The following is a 19,595-nucleotide window of genomic DNA, read 5'->3' as shown; positions in this document are numbered from 1 at the left end:
TGTTAATTTATTTTCTAACTCATTCTCAAAACTTAGATCCAACCTATTCAGCTAAATCCTTGTTTTTCAACAAGTTTTAATCAACATCACCGCCGATGGATGTGCATTCTACAGTATTCCTCCCCCAATGCAACCATGTTTTTTAAATATTTAAAAAAAATATGATTAACTGGATATTTATTGTTCAATTTACGTGATTTTTATGCTTTTGGAGCTATTTTTTAAGCGTGCATGGCACAATACTTGCAAAATTATCCATTAATTTTTCATCTTTATTAATTTCTTGCCACTTTAAACTACGGCAATCTATATATTCACAATACCCAGATTGTCCCACTTCTTTAATTCCATCAATCTGCACCTGATAACTAAAACTACCGACATAACCTGCGGCAAGACCGAATTTAAAATCTCCACGACTTTCACCTTTCACGATTATTTTTCTTTTTTTATTTTCAAATGACCATTCAAATACGCGCGCTAAATACATCTCATGTCCATTAGGGGTCTTTATTTTTGGGTATACACGATGGACTTTGAAATAAACATCATCAAACATTTCAGATGTCTGAGCTTTTAAATCTCTTAGATACATCCTTGATTGCACAATTTGATTTAAACCATTGCGTATATGAGCAAGAAGTAACTGTCTTTGGTTGATTAAGTTAATTATCTGATAGGTAAAAAAATGAAGCGGTAGATAAGGAATATTGATCGCTCTGGCAAATTCAAATGATCCTAACTGGTCAATTTTATATGTTTGTTCTTTATAGGTTACTGTTCCTTTGCATTGACACACTAATGACCAGTGATCAAATAAACCTAATTTTAGTTTGGTAAAGTGCGAAATAATTGGCTGAGTTTGAATATTCAGATCAACGGAAAGTTCATTGTCCTTTCTTATTAATTTGAAGTTTGGGATTGAGCCTTCTAGTTGCTCTCTTTGTCCGAATACAAATCTATTCTCTTTAATCTCGCAATCATTGATGATTGAATAACCATGAAAATGTCCAACCATATGTGGACTAATGCTCGTAATGAGTGAAACAGTATCCAAGGCTCTTGTTTTAATTGCATAATCATTACGCAGCATTGGAACATTCGGCTGTCCGATAATGGTTAAAAAATTAAAATAATAAAGTGGAGATGGTAATCCTGGAATCATCAGTCCTTGATGAATAATTTTATAGATTCCTCGTGGACCGTGATAATCCAACCGAAGAGGAAAAGGAGCCTGATTCAGCTGTTTTGAATCGTCCGCTAAACTCATCAACAACTGCATACCAAACTCCTTTTTTATTTATATTGTCTTTTCTCGAGCCAAAAATGTAGTGACGAAACCTGAAAGTGCATAAATAATCGAAAGCACTAAAATACCGACAGGAATATTGTACGTAATCGCAGCAAAGATAAACACAACAATAGGCAAGACTGCAAACGGCACACGTTTACGATCTACGGTTTTAAACGAATAGTATTTAATATTCGAAATCATCAGCAAGCCAACTGCAATAATAATGACTGCATTTATGGTCTGAATCATTGGATCAGATAGGACAAAAATTTCAGGGAAATCACGCCCCACCCAAACCAAAGAAATGATCATTACTGCGGCTAGAGGGCTAGCTACACCAATAAAATAGCGTTTATCAACCACACCTATTTGCACATTGAAACGTGCCAATCGGAATGCAGCACAAGCAGTATAGACAAAACATGCAGCCAAACCGATTCGACCTAGATCATGGAGGCTCCAGCTATACATCAAAATTGCAGGCGCAACACCAAATGCCAACATATCTGATAATGAATCAAACTGCTCACCAAAAGGGCTTTGCGCTCCAATTGCTCGTGCGACCCGACCATCTAAACCATCAAATAAAGCAGCGATAAAAATGGCATAAATAGCTTGTGTGAATTCGCCATTCATACTTGCAATAATTGAGTAAAACCCTGACAACAATGCCGCAGTAGTAATCAGATTTGGCCACAGATAAATCCCACGACGCTTAACCTTTTGCCCTTCTTGCGTATGTTCCTCTTCTTCAACTTCGAAAGTAATACCATCAAAGCCCGGAACATTTCTTGGAGAAGATTCAGTTTCAGGTTTATTTATATTTGTCATTGTCATTCGTCCTAACTGTAGCCTTATCTCTCAATATTCTTATTCGCCGACCAACCAACGAACGGCAGCATGACCACCATTTTCACTCATTCTTAAGTGCGGGAAAAGCCATTGCAATGCTTCATCTGCATCTTCAGAAAACTTCCAAGGTGGATTAATCACCAATAAACCACAACCGTTTAATCCTACAGGTGTATCGTCTGGCCATACACATACTTCACAAACCAATTGACGGCGAATACCAGTCTTAATCATTTTTTTCTCAAAACGATCAATCATTGCGCGATCTTTAATTGGGTACCAAATTGCAAATACGCCTGTAGGCCATTTCTTATATGCCGTAGCGATGAGTTCAACCAACTGCGGAAAATCCTTTCGCTCCACCTCATATGGTGGATCAATCATGACCAATCCACGTTTTTCTTTTGGAGGAATCACACCGAGCAAACCTTCATAAGCATCACGCTCATGCAAACCTGCCCGACGATCACGCACATTCATGTAAAGTTGCTGAAATACATCTCGTTGCATCTCAAAAATTGTTGCTTTATCTGTTTCGCGCATTCCTTCCAAAGCGAACCATGGCGAACCCGGATAAGCGCCTTTTCCGGCACCTGCACGCATATCTTCTACAACTTTAAGATATTGCTTAACACCTTCAGGGGCATTACGCTTAATTGAGTCATCAAGTTTAACTAAACGGTGAATACCATTTAAAAACTCTCCCGACTTCTGTGCTGCAGACGTTGATAAATCGTATTTACCTGCACCACCATGTGTATCAATGTAACGATACGGCTTATCTTTTTGATTAAGACGTGACAAAATCTGAAGCAACAATACATGCTTCATGACATCGGCAAAGTTTCCAGCATGGAAATGGTGACGGTAATTCATGTTTCAATTATTCCTAAGATCAACAATCATTTTAACATGAAAAAGTGTTTCATTCAGAATCGATTATTACTCTAAAATAGCTGACCTTTTTTTTATACAGTAAATAGCGAGATAAATATGGAAGCAGTTGTCATCCCAGGGGATTGGAATGTTGATCAAATCCTTGATGATTTAGATCAACATGGCTTCAGTATCATCGATCATGCATACCCACCAAGCTATTTAAAAAACGTTGTAAATGAATGCCAAATCCATCTTGATGATTTTCGAAATGCAGCAATTCAAAATGGCATTGTCAGCACAATCCGCAGCGATCACATTTTGTGGTTAGATCCAAAACTATCAATTTCCCATCAACACATAAAAACCTTAGATTTACTCTCTCAGGAATTAAATCGTGCATTTTATCTAGGCATTCAAGAAGTCGAAGCCCACTTCGCTTGTTATAATCCTGGTGATTTCTATGCTTTACATCGAGACAACCCTCAAGGCAAAAATGGTCGTGTGATGTCGACAGTTTTTTATCTGCATGAGGAATGGCATCAGCATTGGGGTGGTCAACTAAAGCTCCAAGATAAGAATAATCAGTGGCATATTATTGAACCTAAACCTAATCGCATCGCTCTATTTCAAAGCGATTTATTACATGAAGTTCTTGTTGCACACCACCAACGTCTTTCGATTACAGCTTGGTTAAGGACCGCACGAACTTTAATTTAGCGCTTTATTTTTTCGAAGTTGCCTCCATATAGGTTTTAAACCTGATGAGGACTCATCCATGCAATCAAATACCAAGCTAATTATTCAACGCATTGGTGAAACAGACCAACTTTACTTACAAAAAAATACGCCTGAGCTTGCCTTTGAACGTGCCGAATTGCGTTTAGAGCTGGTCAGTATGAGTAAGCTTCGTCAGGAACAAATTCATTTTCTTCAAGAAGCGATTGTTCTTCTTGAACAAGGTCGAGTAGATTTCGAAGAAATGCCAATGCGTTTGTATATTAATCTTACCCTGATGTTAGCCAGAGCCTACATGATGTATTTTGAGATTACTCAAGATGAAAAATTTGCGATCATCACTCAGCAAATTTTAAAATCATTAACATCGACCAATCATAGTGATGTTTATTTTAATCTCGCGTATGCTTGCGCTTCTCGTAAAGAATCAGCACTTACACGCCATTGGCTAAATAAATATTTTAAAACTATTGATCATGATTTAGAGGTGATAAGAACTCACCCTGCTTTCAAACAATTTCATGACCAAGAGTGGTTTATCCAGTTAACCAAACCTAAGATGCATTAAAAAAAGCCCCATGAAAGGGGCTTTTTTTTAGGCCATTCTTAATTTATATGCATCCATATGTAATTGTTGATTAAGTTCATCTATCCATATTGCCCAATCATCATCTTGTACTAAATGACTAATTAAGAAGTCACGCTGACCTTTATTCCAAAATGGTGCATCATGTAAATTTTGTTGCGCGGAAAGCTGATGTGTACGGATATAGAGTTCAATTGCCGCTGGACTATTTGCCAACCCCAATTGAGAAAATAATAACGCTAAGGAAGGTTTATGTTCCATCAAGAGACTCCCCTTATCAGATTTTAATAAAATTATTATTTAAATAACTTATAAAAAATCCATGAAAAAACCCAGCTTTTAGTCTGGGTTTATTGTTTCAATTTGTGATTATATTTTCATCACTTTGTATCGTTTGTGAGCTGCTCACTCAATTGGTCAATGACAATGGCCCATTCATTATCTTTTTTCCAATGACTAATAATAAAATCGCGTTGCGATGGATTCCAAAAATCAGCTTCATGCATCGGCGTATTGGGATCAAGCCGATGTGTTTGTATAAATTGATCAATCCCTTCAGGTGAGCTATCTAAGCCCAATTGCTCAAAAAGTAATTCTTGATTTACTTCCATATCCAACATGGATTGCTCCTTGAATTTTCATGATTTTGTTCAAGATAACATGTCAGTACAAAGTTCTATGTAGAAGGATTTCTTAAGCATTGTTAAGTTTTGTGCATTAAAAAAGCACTCCATTCGGAGTGCTTTTTTAATTTAGTTGAAAACTAAATTATTTAACCATGTCAGCAATCGCTGCACGTTCTTCTTCTAACTCATTAAGCGTGAAGTTGATACGCTCACGGCTGAATTCGTCAATTTCAAGACCTTGAACGATTTTGTACTCGCCATTTTCACAAGTTACAGGGAAACCGAACATTACGCCTTCAGGGATACCGTAAGAACCATCAGAAGGAATACCCATAGTTACCCATTCGCCGTTTGTGCCAAGAGCCCAATCGCGCATATGGTCGATTGCAGCGTTTGCAGCAGAAGCAGCAGAAGAAAGACCACGTGCTTCGATGATCGCAGCACCACGCTTACCAACAGTTGGAAGGAATACGTCTTTATTCCATGCAGCATCGTTGATTTTGTCTTTTAAGCTTTCGCCGTTTACGTTAGCAAAACGGTAGTCAGCATACATTGTTGGAGAGTGGTTACCCCAAACTGTCATGTTTTTGATGTCTGAAACTGCAACACCAGCTTTTTGAGCAAGTTGAGTTAACGCACGGTTGTGGTCAAGACGTAACATTGCTGTGAAGTTTTTCGCTGGAAGATCTGGAGCAGATTTCATTGCGATATAAGCATTCGTGTTAGCAGGGTTACCTACAACGAGAACTTTAACGTCACGGCTAGCAACTTCGTTAAGCGCTTGACCTTGACCGATGAAGATTTCACCGTTGACTTTAAGAAGGTCAGCACGTTCCATACCAGGACCACGTGGACGTGAACCAACAAGAAGCGCGTAGTCAGCATCTTTGAATGCAACTTTAGGATCATCAGTACCGATCATGCCAGCCAATAATGGGAAAGCACAGTCGTCAAGTTCCATCATCACGCCTTTAAGCGCTTGTTGAGCTTTCTCAACAGGAATTTCTAATAATTGAAGAATAACTGGTTGGTCTTTACCCAACATTTCACCGCTAGCGATACGGAATAAAAGGCTGTAACCAATTTGACCAGCAGCGCCAGTAACGGCAACGCGAACAGGTTGCTTCATGTAATTATCTCCAGTTGAGAGGATAGTCAATGCGATTAAATAGCTGTTCTATCTAATCTTAATAATCATAAACGGCGAAGATTGTACTCCAATACTTTGACAGATGCATTGAAAAGAGAATGAATTTCAACAAAAGTCTGATAGGAAATATAAATTAACTTCGCGGAAATAAATTAGTAGGCGCCCTCTATGTCAAATGTATTTGGGCATGTTGAGACAATATCAGATGCACATGACTTGAATTGACCATTCGTGCGATAACAGATTTCAACCCCCGTTAACACCGGGCGACCATTTAAGCTTTGGCATTGAAATTCAATACCTTGGCTGGGTAATTTTGGGTTGAGTTTGATGAATTGCGATCGTAATGTCGCGATAGAGACTGTTTTACGATCCACTCCTGTTAAGTAATCAGGAACTTTTAATTGGTCTGCATGATTAATAATGGTACGAAAATACTGACTGGCATTCATTGGAACGCAACCACCATAGTTGGCCCACAGCCTAATTCTAGCCTGCTCATCAGGCATCACCCTAGCAACAACCCTCTTCTGTAGCGGTGCCAAGGTGGCAGATGAACTCGTTTGGCAATCATGACGACTGGTTTCTGGGATAAGACCCTTTATCGTCAGTGAATATCCTTCTAGGCATTTACGGTGTTTCGCTTTTGTTCGATCTAATGCACAAATGGCAGGTGTCATCTGTACTTGAAGCACATATCCTTGTAAACCTTTCCCTGATGCCATCACATCTGCTGAACACAACAAAGCCCCTACGCTCAAACTACTGAGGAGGTAAGTGTGTTGACGACTAAACAGCAGTTTTGTGTGATTCATCAAAGCTCACAAAAATAGTTGAAATGCTATTGCGTATTTCTTACTGGAATAGGCGGCATACGACTTTCGATCGCTTGCGGCCCCTGTCCAAGCAAAACACCATAATGAGCAGCATTGGTCATAACTTTCTTCACATAGTCACGTGTTTCATGAAGTGGTATTGACTCTGTGTATTGATCCGCCGCAATACTTTTAAACTCTGGTTGCCAACGGCGTGCTCTAGTCAGCCCTGCATTATAGCCAGCCGTAGCTAGAACTGGACTGTTACTCAGCATACCTTGAATCATTGACAGGTAATATGTCCCATAACGAATATTGGTATTCGGATCTGATAATGCAGCAGGATTATACGTTTCACCCATTTTTCGTGCCACATCTTTTGCTGTTGCAGGCATAATTTGCATCAATCCACCAGCACCTACATGTGAACGGGCCGTGGTTACAAAGCGACTTTCTTGACGCATTAAACCATAAGCCCACGAAGGATCAATCCCTGCATTTTTACTATGCGTCACCACTAGATTTTGATGTGGTGTCGCATAACGATATGCATAGTTATGACGTTTAAGTGTTCTTTCCGCCGCATAAATAGCACGGTCATACCACCCCATTTCTGTGGCACGTTTTGCCGCAGCCAGTAATAGACCATCATCTTGCTTAAGATAAGCTTGGCGGACAGCCCAATTCCATTCACGGTTTGTGTAAGTTGCTGAAGCATTGATATTGCGTAATGCAAAAGCACGTCTAAAGTGAATATCTTGATCTAAACGTTGAATATCCTGTGCGCTTGGTTGTGCCCGATCATGTGCTTCATTATAACGAATACCTAAATGATCTTTTGCCAACAGATTGTGATAATCATCGCCAGCGGCAGCTAATCGTTGATAAATACTTTTTGCAGCTTGCTTGGAAGCTTGATCTTTGCGATTTTCATACGCTCTCGCCATCCAATATTGCCAGCGATCTTCTTGTTTTTGCGTAACGCTCATACTATCTATGGCGCGCAACACACTTTCCCACTCACCAAAACGAATCGCTTGACGCGCGTAAATTTCAGCCTCTTCTGGTGTAAAAGGCACGCCATAACTGTAATCAAAGTTCTTCAGCACTTCAGGATTAAAATTATTTTTCATCACTGTCGTGCCTCCAATATACGCCACCGTGCGGTACATATACTTTTGAACATCTGCAGGAACACCTTGCACGACACGAGGAAGATTTTGAAGCGCCGTGTTCAAGTCAGCATCTGCAGCACGACCTAAAGCAAACACCAAATAAGCATAATCTACTGTTGTTCCTTTGGTCGCAGACCATAAATAATTCAAAGGATCTGCCTGAATTTGATTTAATTGTGCTAATGACAAGTTTAAACCCAGAGTTTGTGCTGTTGCGATCGCTGGACCAGACTGGCCCGCTCTAAGTTGCGCAAACAAGCGCTGTTGACGATCAGTGGTGGTGAGTAAGGGACTACTTAGCATTAAGCGACCTAAACCATTACACGATTCTGGCTGCGACTCTGTTGTAAGCCAGACATCTTTGTATTCCGCGTACACCAATGTATCGCCATTTTTTGCTCGTACTTGCGCAACCGCACAGCTTTCAGCTTGGTCAGGATTGGTGACATAAGGTAAAACAGGTTGAGCTGTCTTGAAATCCGCTTGTTTTACCTTTTCTTCGACATAATCAGCAGCTAATTTTTCAGCCATTGCAGATTGAGGATAGCGCTGTGCAAAGCTGATAATATTCGTTGCGGGTTGGAAGCCTAAATTATTATTCAACATCCAATATTCTGGATAATATCCAAGCGCATCATTTTGCATTGCAGAACGATAATATTCGAGCTGAGCTGTATTACCCGAGTTCGCAAATTTAATCGCCTCATTAAATTGCTCTTCAGCCGCATGAGCAACGGGCAAACAACCTAGTGTTATCAGCCCCATTAAATATTGTTTTAACTGGTTTTGCTTCACTGCTTTTTTTAACACGCTTCTCTTCTCAACTTTAACTCGTCGCTACATTTGGACATGCTTTTTTGCATGATCAACTCTTTTGCAGCGCTTGGCAATTTTAAAATGTATTTTAAATACTCTAATGATCAAGTACTGTTCTGTTATGTAAAGCGCTGATTAACCACTATTATTTTAAAGTATTTTTACTGTAAATCCATAAACTTGATCTGATTTATATATTTGTTCAACCCGTAGTACAAATACTGTAAAATAGCTCGCTTTTATCGAGTGTGGGATTCCCCCATACTTCACCGGAACATATTTATCCCTTTTTATAGGATAGGAGCCTTCATGACGGTTCAAACCTTCATTCCGAATAGTGCCCCAGCTGCCTCAGAAAACACTGTTACCCAGCCACAGCACACCCCAGCCATCGATGGTGCAGTCAAAAAACTGTATATCGAAACGCAAGGGTGTCAGATGAATGAGTATGACAGTCATCGTATGGCCGACTTGCTAGGTGATTCACACGGTTATGTATTAACAACAGACCCTGCTGATGCAGATATTCTTTTAATGAATACCTGTTCAATTCGTGAAAAAGCGCAAGAAAAAGTATTTTCAGAATTAGGTCGCTGGCGCAAGCTGAAAGAAAAAAATCCTGATTTGGTGATTGGTGTAGGTGGATGTGTTGCATCTCAAGAAGGTGACAATATCCAAAAACGTGCACCTTATGTCGACATGGTATTTGGTCCACAAACACTTCACCGTTTGCCACAAATGCTTGATCAGCATACGGATCAAATTGAAAAGCCGAAAAAAGAGAAAATCAAACTGGTAGACATCTCATTTCCAGATATCGAAAAGTTCGACTTCTTACCTGAACCTCGCGTTGAAGGTTATAAAGCTTTCGTATCGATTATGGAAGGCTGTTCAAAATACTGTTCATTCTGCGTGGTGCCATACACTCGTGGTGAGGAAGTCTCTCGTCCCCTAGATGATGTACTTGCTGAAATTGCTGGTCTTGCGGAAAAGGGCGTACGTGAGGTTTCTTTACTCGGTCAAAACGTAAATGGTTACCGCGGAGAAACATTCGAAGGTGAAATCTGTACGTTTGCTGATCTTCTTCGTCTAGTGGCGGAAATTCCAGGCATTGGTCGTATTCGCTATACGACATCTCATCCATTAGAATTCAATGATGACCTTATCCAATGCTATCGTGACCTACCACAGATGGTTTCTCACCTTCATTTACCAGTTCAAAGTGGTTCAAATGATGTATTGAAGGCGATGAAGCGTAACCACACGATTGACGTTTATATCGATAAGATTGCTAAATTACGCCAGGTACGCCCTGATATGCATTTGTCTTCAGACTTTATTATTGGCTTCCCTGGTGAAACTGATGCTAACTTTGAAGAGACATATCAATTTATTCAAGACTTAGATTTTGATCATTCTTATAGTTTCATCTACTCGAAACGTCCTGGTACACCAGCATCAGAGCTGGAAGATTTAACACCTGAAGATGTTAAAAAAGAGCGCTTGGCTAAAGTTCAACAATGGATTAAGCAGTCAAGTATCCAAAAAACTGATGCTATGCTTGGTACTGTCCAACGTGTGCTCATTGAGAGCGTTTCAAAACACGATCCAAACTTATTGGTAGGAACCGCAGACAATACACGTTTAGTAACATTTATTGGTGATGCCTCTTGGCTTGGACGCTTTGCAGAGATTGAGATTACAGAGATTAAAACCTTAAATTTAGTTTACGGTGAACTCTTGAATCTTGAACCTGACGTGGCGTAATGTAGAGGTATAGATTAATAGACTCTAAAGGAAATCTCTTGACTGCAGCGATTCGACGTACAGTGGCTTTTCCCGGTGTTTCAATGGACCGTTTACAAACCATGCTTGGCGCGTACAACGGTCATATGAAACAAATTGAACAACGTTTAGATGTAAAAATCAGTCAGCGTGGCGATAGTTTTTTTATTGACGGTGGAATTGATGAAGTCGAGAGAGTTGAAAGCTTACTTCAGCGCTTATACGCCGAAGCTGAAGTTTCTCAACAAATCAGCTCTGATTTGATTCATTTAATGATTCAAGGCAGCCAGACTGATCATGAATTACAATTGGATCCTAATCAAGAACACACAGGACTTGACGAAGTCTGGCTCCAAACCCGTAAGGGCCGCATTAATCCACGGGGGGCCAACCAAAAACGCTATGTACAACGTATTCTTCAAAGTGATATTTCTTTCGGGATTGGTCCAGCGGGTACAGGTAAGACCTATTTGGCTGTAGCTGCTGCCGTTGATATGCTTGAACGCAATGAAATTCAACGTATTCTTTTAGTTCGCCCTGCTGTGGAAGCTGGTGAAAAACTTGGCTTCTTGCCAGGTGACTTATCACAGAAAATTGATCCTTATTTACGCCCACTCTATGATGCCCTGTATGAAATGCTTGGCTTTGAAAAAGTGGCAAAATTAATTGAGCGTCAAATTATTGAAGTAGCCCCACTTGCATATATGCGTGGTCGTACACTCAATCACTCCTTTGTCATTTTAGATGAAGCTCAAAATACAACGCCAGAACAGATGAAAATGTTCTTAACTCGTCTTGGTTTTGGTTCGCGTGCAGTCATTACCGGTGACATTACTCAAGTGGATTTACCACGTGGACAACAGTCTGGTTTGGCACATTCATTACGTGTGCTTGAAAAGATTAAAGAAATCCATATCACACGTTTTCACTCACGTGATGTTGTAAGACACCAGCTTGTACAAAAAATTGTAGAAGCATACGAAGGTTGGGACAGTGAACAACATCGTTTAACTGCTGAAGCACGTGCGGAACGTAAAGCGCGTCAAGAAGTACTCATATCAGAAAATGATTCTGCTGCTGATGCTCAGCATCAAGATGCAGAGTAATTTAAATCTAATCACGCTCAAGGCAAGATTTTGAAACTCAGTCTCTCATTACAACAATCGTTTGAAGCATCAAGCTTGGTGCTCAAACGTGCGTATGTTAAAAAAATTATTGAAACCACCCTTCGTCATATTGATACACAAAGCGATTGTGAAATTGGTATAGCTTGCGTAGATGTCGAAGAAAGTCACAAACTTAACCTTGAATATCGTGGTAAAGATAAGCCAACCAATGTTTTATCTTTTCCAAGCGACTTACCAGATGAAATGGCTGAAATTCTAGACAGTTTCCCTATCGGAGATCTGGTGATTTGTATTCCCGTTGTGCTTCGTGAAGCAGAAGAACAATTTAAAGCACCATTAACACATTTCACTCATATGTTGGTTCACGGTACTTTACATCTGATGGGCTATGATCATGAAACTTCTGAACAAGATGCTGAGGAAATGGAAGCAATTGAGATTGAGATTTTACAAAAACTAGGTTTTGAAAATCCTTACCTGCTTTTGGATGACGAATAACACTCCTCAATGACTTCGGTCTATGCTTCCCGTTATTCGGGAAGCAAATTAAAATAATAAATGAGTATTCAAAAATGAACTTCGTTGTCATCTTCAAAGCTAAAATAAAAAATATTGATGATGAATATGTAATATTGGCTAGCCAAATGCGGCATAAAGCGATGCATGATTACCATTGTACAAAGTTTGAAAGCTATCAAGAGAAGGATAATGAAGTCAGTCTTTCTTATTGGAGTCGGTTAGAAGATATTCAAGCTTGGCATCAAGACACCCAACATCTTTATGCCCAACAAAAAGGTCGCCTATCATGGTATGACACGTATTCGATTGAGGTCTGTCAGATTCAGCGCGCTTATCAATCTGAATAAATCGAGTTGATCTTTATATTGATGACATATTTTAGACAAATGAGTTAAATATTGAGCAAGTTCTTCAGATAAAATAAGATAAAGTCATGCGAAACCAATAGATTAAACTTAAATAACGCCTGACCATCAAAACCATAATAAACGTCTTTGTAAACATTACATCGCAATTGGATAAGCTGTTATCCTTCGGCAGTAATCACCTACAAGATATACACTAGCTGACATCTCACAAGATTTAGAGGTAATGGAACTTCACTTATGCCAACGATTATTTCAAATATCGCGAACAAATTTCGTAAAGTCTATCAAAAGGCTGAAGGGTTTATTGAAGAAGAACGTGAATTTCCTGTCTCTCAAGTTTTTTTAAATGCGACTTTCAAGCGCTTTGTGACCGACAATGTCAGCATCCTTGAAGACTTACATGCTGATTTACACGACGATTGGCTTCGACTCTATGCCACTTTGAATGTGAAAGGGCTTTATACCATTCTCTCTGTAGATTTAAAGCTGATTCAAATGGAATTGAATAAAGATGTACAACTGATTGTATTTGAACAAATTAGTGAAACCGAAGTCATTGAAGCAAAATTTCAAACCTTTTGGATGAAAATTGCATTCCGCTCTGCCCTATTTTTCTATCAAAAAATTCTTCGTAAAGATCCACTTGGCATGATTTTAGAGCGGTTTAATGTCATTAAAGTCAAGGACGATCTCTTACATCTCGATTTAAATCAGTGGCTCGGAAAAAATCGCTCGATCATTGAAACATTGGGCAAAGTACACGTCAACCATGCAGAACTTCGTGAAACAGAATTGGTGGTGATTGGTAATGTAAATTTGATGGCTTTATTCAGCAAAATGAATACTGATCGATTCAAATCTAAATCTGATGAAGTGGAAAGTGATCACATTACACCAATTAAACAAAAGGACGACTAGAGCGCAGCGTTTTGATGTCGTCATAAAGCTTAAGCTACAGAAAAATACATTTTCACTGTGATTATTGATTATTTCTCCTTATTTATCAGAGATAATAAAACTTCAAGTGATCCTTCGATACGAAGGTAAAGGAAAATATTTATGGCATTTAAATCGTTTAAAACTTTGAGTGTGATTGCAAGTGTAGGTACAGCCGTGCTTTTCACAGGCTATTCAAGTCAAGCGCTTGCCATGACGCCCTTCCAAGCCTCTTATCAGTTTGCATACAATGGTAAAAACTTGGGGTCAGCAACACGAACCTTGAAAAAATCAGGTAACACATGGAATTACGTTTTTGCAGCTAAAGCAGGTGGTATTGCTTCAGCGACTGAAACCAGTAACTTCACATTCAACAATAATCAGATTCAATCATCCAATTTCAGTCGCACCAGTAAAATTTTGGTTCATAACAATACAATGAGCATTAAATTTAATCCGAGTGCCAAAACCATTAACACCACCAAAGATAAAGAGCAACGCTCATTTGCATGGAAATCTGGTGTACTGGATGAGTTAAATGCAGAATTGCAAATTCGTGAAGACCTCAAAAATAACGGTTTAAAATCGCAATATTGGATTGCAGATGCTAAAGAAGTTGAATCACGTCGATTCGTCAAACAAGGCACTGAAAAAGTGGAAACCAAGTACGGCACGTTTGATACCATCAAAGTAGTGATGAAACATGATAAACCAGGTCGTGAAACGATTTTTTGGCTGTCTCCGAAATTGGACTATCTACCAGTGAAAGTCACACACCAAGATAAGAAATCTTCATACGGGCTCTTACTGACAGGGTATAACGGTCCACAAAATTAAGGCATTTTTTACTTGCTTTTTTGCAGATGCTTTTTAAAATACGTCTTTGCTTAAAAAGGCACCTGCCCTAGAGGATTCTCCCGTGTACGCACTAGAACAGAAAATCTTAAACGAAGGTATCGTTCTATCTGATCAGGTTTTAAAAGTTGATTCTTTTCTAAACCACCAAATCGACCCAGTGATGATGCAACAAATTGGTCAAGAATTTGCTCGTCTATTCAAAGATGCAGGCATCACCAAAATCATCACAATTGAAGCTTCAGGTATCGCACCTGCTGTGATGGCTGGCTTGGAACTTGGTGTACCGGTAATTTTTGCACGTAAGTATCAATCTTTAACTTTAAAAGATGATTTATATCGTTCAAAAGTATTCTCATTTACAAAGCAAGTAGAAAGCACAATTGCTATTTCTAAGAAGCACATTGCAGCAACAGATAAGGTTCTTGTGATCGATGACTTTCTTGCGAATGGACAAGCAGCTTTAGGTTTAGCTGATTTGATTCACCAAGCTGAAGCTGAGGTTGTCGGGATTGGTATCGTGATTGAAAAGTCGTTCCAACCTGGCCGTGATCTTTTACTTGAAAAAGGTTACCGAGTTGAATCACTTGCTCGTGTTGAATCACTTGCAAATGGGACAGTGACTTTTGTTCAAGAATAATTTTGAACATCAATTAAAAAAAGCGCCTAACGGCGCTTTTTTTATTTTAATGTGGCAGGATCAAGTTAAATACCCAATTTTGTACCACCAAAATGCTTTTGAATATAATCTTCAACGTAAGGCTGATGGTAAAGATTTGAAAGTTTTTGAAATTGTGGATCATTCAATCGATCTTTACGCACTGCAAGTATATTGACATTTTCTAAAGCTTTATCAGTAACCTCTTCTTTAAATATCGCATTTGTTATTACATTTAGTCCACTTTCTAGAGCAATAGTATTTCCAATTGCGGCTAAATCCACCTCAGACAATACACGTGGTAGTTGTGCACCTTTGACCAATTTAAATTGAAGTGATTTCGGATTTGACTGGATACTTTCAAGAGTTCCAGAAATCGTATTAAAATCAGGCTTAAGTGTAATTAGCTGAGCACTTTCTAATAACCTTAATGCACGTGCTGTATTCGCCACATCATTTGGAATTGCAATTAAGGCCCGATCAGGCAAAGCAGTTAGTGACTTGTAGTTTTGAGAATATAAACCCATAGGCTCTAAATAAGTGGTCGCCAAGACAGCAAGCTTATGATGATTCAAGTCATTAAATTCTTTGAAATACGCCCAAGACTGAAATGCATTTACATCAATTTCACCATCGAGCAAAGCTTGATTCAAAGCCACACCGTCATTAATTTCTTTCACCTCAATGCCAACATTTGCTGTTTTCGCCTGATCAGAATCCGCGATATATCTCCAAATATCAACATCCGATCCATGTGATCCAATCACGATTGTTGGTTGTGTTTGCTTTGTTTTTTGAGATTCAGGTTGAGCACTACATGCACTGATAATGAGAATTGCAAAAATAATAAATAAAAATTGGGCGTATTTTGACTTCATCATTTACTCGATATTGTTGTTGATTGTTTGAGTTGTTTAAATTGCGCTGGATAATATTTTTCAGTAACGTCTAAATGAGATCTAAGTCGACCTTTGATACAGTTTTCTCCTACATTTCTCAGTAAAGGATTCAGCGGATCTGTCTCTGGTCCTTGTGCAAGCGCTTTTAAATTATCTGCAAGATTTAAAAGCGGAATTTCACCAGCAAATAAATTGGGAGAAAGAAAATAAGCAACCGAATACCGATCTGCATTCGTTGGAGATATGACTCGATGTTGATTTGCAATCAAATAACCATTCGTAGCAAGCTCTAAAACCTCACCGATATTGACGACAAATGCGTGTTCAACAAATGGTACTTCAATCCATTTGCCTTGACTTAAGACCTGAAGTCCTCCGATCTGGTCTTGTAAAAGTAAAGTTAAAATATTGGAGTCTTTATGAGGCCCTACACCCTGATGATTCATTTGATCAATTGGGGGATAATGAATCAGCTTGAGTAGTTCATGTGGACTGCCTGTAATCAATTGATCAAGTGCTGTGTCCTGCTGCCCCAATGAAAGCAACAAAGCTTTTAATAATTTAATTGCAACTTGTCTGAGATCTCGTTGCCATGCGGTGACTACGCGTTGAAACTCAGGCCAATTCGAAGGCCACTGATTTGGTCCCTGCAAACGTCTCCATATCGGTCCAGTTTCAGGTTCTAATGCTGCTAGTTCAAAACCAATGTCTATTTGTTCTCTAAAATCAGGTTGCAGACGTGTAACTTCGGCATTTACTCGACTATACCCTCGAAAATGCGGGGAATGAATCATAGCGATTTCATCTTTTTGTTCTTGTGGCAGCGAAAAAAACTGCCGAGTAATACGCTGAATCTCTGAAATTTTTACAGCTGAAATGCCATGACCTGTCAAATAAAAAAAACCAATATCCTTGGCGATATGTGCAAGTCGTTGCAGAAAATCTGCTTGCGTTGATGATTGATCAAATTGACTTAAATTCAGAATAGGAAATGCGTTTAAGCTTTGTTTTAATGGTTGAGTCATGATGCACTCATCTTTCTAATACTTCATTGTATTAATGACTGAAAGATGAATGCTTTTGAAATCATTTAAATTGGATACTTATGCGTCTATAAAAATATGATTCACGTTCAATCACTTACTCTTGCCCAGTCCACACATGATCTTTTAAAGACACGGCATTCGGAATGAGTTTAAGTTGATAAAACAAATCTGCAATTTTTTGTTGCGCCGTGACTGTATCTGTATCGACCAGTTTGGCATAAGCAGGAATATTTCTTTTTTCTAAAACCAGTTTGGTAATATTTTCGTCCAAGCTTGTACTTTGCGCCAAAATTTTTGCGGCTTGATCTGGGTGTTGATTGATCCAATCATCTACTTGATTTAATGTTTGCACAATTTTTTGGGCTTCAACCGCATGTTGTTTTAAAAATTTTGGTGAAGACAAATAGAAGCTATATGCCAATGGCAAAGCTTTTGAATCAATAAGAACACGTGTATCACCTTTAAGCGAAGCAGCACTTGCATAAGGATCCCAAATCGCCCAAGCATCGAGTGATTTTTTATCAATAGCAGCTCGTGCATCTGCAGGCGTTAACCAGACGGGTTGAATATCAGACCAGCTCAATTGAGCTTGATCTAATATTTGTGAGAGAAAGTAATGCGCACTTGAACCTTGTGTAACACCAATGCGCTTACCTTTTAGATCCTTTAAGCTTTGAATCGTACTGTCTTTGGGTAAGAGCAAGCTATGTGAGTTTTTAGATCCATTTTCATAAGCTAAATATTGAATTGGTTTACCTGCAGAAAGTGCGAAAATTACAGGTGTATCCCCTGTATACCCCACATCTATAGCACCGACATTTAATGCTTCTAGTGTTTGAGGACCTGCCGGGAATTCTTTCCATTGAATTTTCACACCAGGGAATGCCTGCTCAAAAGTTTTATTTTGTTTTGCAACGATGAATTTAAGCGCCGCTTTTTGATAACCAATATTCAAGGTTGTTAACTTTTCTTTTGATTCATCTTGACCCTTAAGCTCAGTAGGCTTTTCCTTTGAGCATGCAATGAGGCTAAAACTCAATGTCACAATGGTGCTTAGTACAAATAATTTTTTCATTGTCTTGGTAATTTTTTTGATTGGAATAAAAAAATAAGCCAAACTTCGAAAAAAATTAAATCACTATTTGCGCTTAGTTATTCAGTTCAAGATCTAAGCCATCCTGCTCATAAAATATGGTTTTATCCTTAAAAATTAAATTAATCTATTTTCAAATCAATTTTTTATTTTGTCTGGCATTACAGTTTTTCTACATTCGGCCATGTTGCAACTTTAAGCGCAATGCTAGAATCTTTTAAATAAATGGATGTATAGATTAGAGCAATCCTAAATGACTGAAAACTTAGAAATACACTGTCCAAAATGCGGTTCAACTGATATTGAAAAACGCAACCATGAACAATTACTGCAAAAAACAGGTGGTGTTCTTCTTTCCGCAGCAGGTACAACTGCGGGTACTGTGGGTGGTGCTGCATCAGGGGCTTCTATTGGTGCTTCCATTGGTGCTGTTGCGGGCCCTTTAGGTGTAATCATGGGTGGCACAATTGGCACTTTTGTTGGTGCAATCAGTGTGGGTGTGACTGGTGGCTTTTTAGGTCATCGTTTTGGAAAAAAAGCGGGAGAAATCGTCGATAAAAATGTTTTCCTCGATTACCAATGCAAAAAGTGCAAACACCGGTTTGAACAAAAACATATTTCAAAATAAAAGTGAGCGAGAAGCTCACTTTTTTTATGCATGATAAAATAATCTTTAAAATTATTTCTTTAACATTTGCAACGCCACTTCACCTAATCGTTTCCCTTGCTCGATACACAGTGATTTTTCATCTTGGCTTAGAGATTGATCGTGTCTAGGACCACTGACATGTGTAGCACCGTAGGGTGTCCCACCTGATTTTGTATTCGATAAAGCTGGGTTGGCATTGGTTAAACCCAAAATCAACATTCCATGATGAAACAAAGGTGGCAACATAGTCAGTAATGTACTTTCCTGCCCGCCGTGCATAGAGCCCGATGAACCAAATACACAAGCAGGTTTATTATGCAATGCACCACTGAGCCATAAACTCGTTGTTTGATCCCAAAAATATTTCATTTCTGATGCCATATTGCCAAATCGAGTTGGTGATCCTAATGCAAGTCCCGAACAATGTTGAAGATCATCCAAAGTCGCATAAATATCGCCCTCCTCTGGAATACTTGGTGCTGCTTCGGTCACCACTGTTGCCAACTGTGGAACTGTTCTAATTTTCGCAAGCATTCCAGTAGATTCAATTCCTTGAGCAATTAAATGTGCCATTTCCTTGGTTGAACCATATTTGCTGTAATACAAAACTAGAACATATGCTTGCATAAAAAGATCATCCAATGAAAAAAGAAAACTATACGGTATTTTTTTTAAAATTTGGTTAAGCTGTGCAACGAACGTACAGAATTTTAACTAAAAAATACTCGAGAC

General features: G+C 38.9%; 22 protein-coding genes. 10 read left to right on the top strand and 12 right to left on the bottom strand.

Annotated features, from left to right (window positions below):
* Positions 1 to 214: 214 nt before the first annotated feature.
* The 3 genes from AC1M86_RS13690 to AC1M86_RS13680 are packed head-to-tail and all read right to left on the bottom strand — an operon-like array spanning position 215 to position 3,022.
* Positions 215 to 1,282, bottom strand: a complete 1,068-nt coding sequence (locus tag AC1M86_RS13690) for a DUF6670 family protein (protein WP_481608173.1) — start codon at positions 1,280 to 1,282, stop codon at positions 215 to 217.
* 18 nt (positions 1,283 to 1,300) lie between these two features.
* A complete protein-coding gene (gene pssA / locus AC1M86_RS13685) occupies positions 1,301 to 2,125 on the bottom strand; it encodes a CDP-diacylglycerol--serine O-phosphatidyltransferase (RefSeq protein ID WP_035269898.1) in 825 nt (274 codons plus the stop codon).
* A 39-nt stretch (positions 2,126 to 2,164) separates the two neighbouring features.
* Positions 2,165 to 3,022: a 23S rRNA (adenine(2030)-N(6))-methyltransferase RlmJ gene (locus tag AC1M86_RS13680; protein WP_092768034.1), complete on the bottom strand. Its 858-nt coding sequence runs from the start codon at positions 3,020 to 3,022 to the stop codon at positions 2,165 to 2,167.
* Positions 3,023 to 3,139: 117 nt separating this feature from the next.
* Between AC1M86_RS13680 and AC1M86_RS13675 the strand changes: the two genes are divergently transcribed.
* Together AC1M86_RS13675 and AC1M86_RS13670 are read left to right on the top strand one after the other, a co-directional pair.
* A complete protein-coding gene (locus tag AC1M86_RS13675) occupies positions 3,140 to 3,742 on the top strand; it encodes a 2OG-Fe(II) oxygenase (protein ID WP_092768036.1) in 603 nt (200 codons plus the stop codon).
* Between the two features lie 58 nt (positions 3,743 to 3,800).
* Positions 3,801 to 4,328: a hypothetical protein gene (locus AC1M86_RS13670; RefSeq protein ID WP_035269895.1), complete on the top strand. Its 528-nt coding sequence runs from the start codon at positions 3,801 to 3,803 to the stop codon at positions 4,326 to 4,328.
* A 27-nt stretch (positions 4,329 to 4,355) separates the two neighbouring features.
* Here AC1M86_RS13670 and AC1M86_RS13665 read toward each other — a convergent pair whose 3' ends face one another.
* From AC1M86_RS13665 to AC1M86_RS13645, 5 genes are all read right to left on the bottom strand, one after another.
* Positions 4,356 to 4,607, bottom strand: coding sequence for a DUF2789 family protein (locus AC1M86_RS13665; protein ID WP_481586807.1), 252 nt, complete (start codon positions 4,605 to 4,607; stop codon positions 4,356 to 4,358).
* A gap of 119 nt (positions 4,608 to 4,726) precedes the next feature.
* Positions 4,727 to 4,966 (bottom strand): DUF2789 family protein, encoded by a 240-nt coding sequence (locus AC1M86_RS13660; RefSeq protein WP_179999322.1) that lies wholly within the window; start codon positions 4,964 to 4,966, stop codon positions 4,727 to 4,729.
* 148 nt (positions 4,967 to 5,114) lie between these two features.
* Positions 5,115 to 6,101 carry a malate dehydrogenase gene (locus tag AC1M86_RS13655; RefSeq protein ID WP_035269892.1) on the bottom strand — a complete coding sequence of 329 codons (987 nt, stop codon included), beginning with the start codon at positions 6,099 to 6,101 and terminating at the stop codon, positions 5,115 to 5,117.
* 173 nt (positions 6,102 to 6,274) lie between these two features.
* Positions 6,275 to 6,937: a ribonuclease T2 family protein gene (locus tag AC1M86_RS13650; RefSeq protein WP_481608172.1), complete on the bottom strand. Its 663-nt coding sequence runs from the start codon at positions 6,935 to 6,937 to the stop codon at positions 6,275 to 6,277.
* Between the two features lie 26 nt (positions 6,938 to 6,963).
* The gene (locus AC1M86_RS13645; protein ID WP_481608178.1) at positions 6,964 to 8,877 is read right to left on the bottom strand and encodes a lytic transglycosylase domain-containing protein; all 1,914 of its coding nucleotides are present in this window, start codon (positions 8,875 to 8,877) and stop codon (positions 6,964 to 6,966) included.
* 360 nt (positions 8,878 to 9,237) lie between these two features.
* On the opposite strand from AC1M86_RS13645, the gene miaB reads away from it, so the two are divergent.
* The 7 genes from miaB to AC1M86_RS13610 all read left to right on the top strand — a co-directional run bounded on the left by miaB (position 9,238) and on the right by AC1M86_RS13610 (position 15,158).
* Entirely contained in the window at positions 9,238 to 10,695 is a 1,458-nt protein-coding gene (gene miaB / locus AC1M86_RS13640; RefSeq protein WP_179999317.1) for a tRNA (N6-isopentenyl adenosine(37)-C2)-methylthiotransferase MiaB, read from the top strand.
* Between the two features lie 38 nt (positions 10,696 to 10,733).
* Positions 10,734 to 11,819 carry a PhoH family protein gene (locus tag AC1M86_RS13635; protein WP_481608171.1) on the top strand — a complete coding sequence of 362 codons (1,086 nt, stop codon included), beginning with the start codon at positions 10,734 to 10,736 and terminating at the stop codon, positions 11,817 to 11,819.
* Positions 11,820 to 11,849: 30 nt separating this feature from the next.
* Positions 11,850 to 12,338 carry an rRNA maturation RNase YbeY gene (gene ybeY, locus AC1M86_RS13630; protein WP_035269880.1) on the top strand — a complete coding sequence of 163 codons (489 nt, stop codon included), beginning with the start codon at positions 11,850 to 11,852 and terminating at the stop codon, positions 12,336 to 12,338.
* A gap of 74 nt (positions 12,339 to 12,412) precedes the next feature.
* Positions 12,413 to 12,706 carry an antibiotic biosynthesis monooxygenase family protein gene (locus AC1M86_RS13625; RefSeq protein ID WP_180028263.1) on the top strand — a complete coding sequence of 98 codons (294 nt, stop codon included), beginning with the start codon at positions 12,413 to 12,415 and terminating at the stop codon, positions 12,704 to 12,706.
* A 258-nt stretch (positions 12,707 to 12,964) separates the two neighbouring features.
* Positions 12,965 to 13,645, top strand: coding sequence for a hypothetical protein (locus tag AC1M86_RS13620; RefSeq protein ID WP_179999309.1), 681 nt, complete (start codon positions 12,965 to 12,967; stop codon positions 13,643 to 13,645).
* A 141-nt stretch (positions 13,646 to 13,786) separates the two neighbouring features.
* Positions 13,787 to 14,500 (top strand): DUF3108 domain-containing protein, encoded by a 714-nt coding sequence (locus AC1M86_RS13615; RefSeq protein WP_035265223.1) that lies wholly within the window; start codon positions 13,787 to 13,789, stop codon positions 14,498 to 14,500.
* Between the two features lie 82 nt (positions 14,501 to 14,582).
* Positions 14,583 to 15,158: a xanthine phosphoribosyltransferase gene (locus AC1M86_RS13610; RefSeq protein WP_035265221.1), complete on the top strand. Its 576-nt coding sequence runs from the start codon at positions 14,583 to 14,585 to the stop codon at positions 15,156 to 15,158.
* Positions 15,159 to 15,223: 65 nt separating this feature from the next.
* Here AC1M86_RS13610 and AC1M86_RS13605 read toward each other — a convergent pair whose 3' ends face one another.
* The 3 genes from AC1M86_RS13605 to AC1M86_RS13595 form a co-directional block, all read right to left on the bottom strand.
* Positions 15,224 to 16,054, bottom strand: coding sequence for a MetQ/NlpA family ABC transporter substrate-binding protein (locus AC1M86_RS13605; protein WP_481608170.1), 831 nt, complete (start codon positions 16,052 to 16,054; stop codon positions 15,224 to 15,226).
* A complete protein-coding gene (locus AC1M86_RS13600; RefSeq protein ID WP_481608169.1) occupies positions 16,054 to 17,100 on the bottom strand; it encodes an isopenicillin N synthase family dioxygenase in 1,047 nt (348 codons plus the stop codon). The genes AC1M86_RS13605 and AC1M86_RS13600 overlap by 1 nt, the downstream gene beginning before the upstream one ends.
* 115 nt (positions 17,101 to 17,215) lie before the next feature.
* Positions 17,216 to 18,196 carry an aliphatic sulfonate ABC transporter substrate-binding protein gene (locus AC1M86_RS13595; protein WP_481608168.1) on the bottom strand — a complete coding sequence of 327 codons (981 nt, stop codon included), beginning with the start codon at positions 18,194 to 18,196 and terminating at the stop codon, positions 17,216 to 17,218.
* Positions 18,197 to 18,467: 271 nt separating this feature from the next.
* On the opposite strand from AC1M86_RS13595, the gene AC1M86_RS13590 reads away from it, so the two are divergent.
* On the top strand, positions 18,468 to 18,842 hold the full coding sequence (locus AC1M86_RS13590) for a hypothetical protein (RefSeq protein ID WP_035265212.1): 375 nt from the start codon (positions 18,468 to 18,470) through the stop codon (positions 18,840 to 18,842).
* A gap of 51 nt (positions 18,843 to 18,893) precedes the next feature.
* Here AC1M86_RS13590 and wrbA read toward each other — a convergent pair whose 3' ends face one another.
* On the bottom strand, positions 18,894 to 19,490 hold the full coding sequence (gene wrbA / locus AC1M86_RS13585; protein WP_481608167.1) for an NAD(P)H:quinone oxidoreductase: 597 nt from the start codon (positions 19,488 to 19,490) through the stop codon (positions 18,894 to 18,896).
* Between the last annotated feature and the right edge of the window lie 105 nt (positions 19,491 to 19,595).

Source organism: Acinetobacter sp. ANC_7654 (assembly GCF_056779855.1).
Note: the sequence above shows the minus strand (reverse complement) of the source record. Positions and strands in the feature narration are given on the sequence as shown.